The organism is Chryseobacterium sp. SIMBA_038 (genome assembly GCF_046535115.1).
Lineage (GTDB): Bacteria > Bacteroidota > Bacteroidia > Flavobacteriales > Weeksellaceae > Chryseobacterium.
Genome location: NZ_JAWRXH010000185.1, coordinates 1 through 269, shown reverse-complemented (window position 1 = coordinate 269; position 269 = coordinate 1). Strand labels below are relative to the sequence as shown.

At 58.7% G+C, this 269-nt stretch carries 1 pseudogene; it reads left to right on the top strand.

Annotation, left to right across the window (positions count from 1 at the left end):
• A pseudogene (locus SB689_RS23215) lies at positions 1–269 on the top strand (colanic acid biosynthesis acetyltransferase WcaF); the annotation flags it as partial.

The window sequence follows — 269 nt, the reverse complement described above, 5'->3', positions numbered from 1 at the left end:
GATGACGCGGTACTTTACAGCCTCGGAGAAATCGAAGTACAGGCGCACGCTGTCATTTCGCAACGCAGCTATCTCTGCGGTGGCGATCATGATTATCGCGATGCGGCGTTCCCAATTCGCGGGCGGCCAATCATTATCGAGGAACAGGCGTGGCTCGCTGCCGATGTATTTGTTGCTCCGGGAACAGTGGTCGGCCGAGGAGCGGTCGTCGGTGCGCGTAGTTCGGTGTTTCAGGACTTGCCTGCGTGGACCGTGTGTGTTGGCAGTCC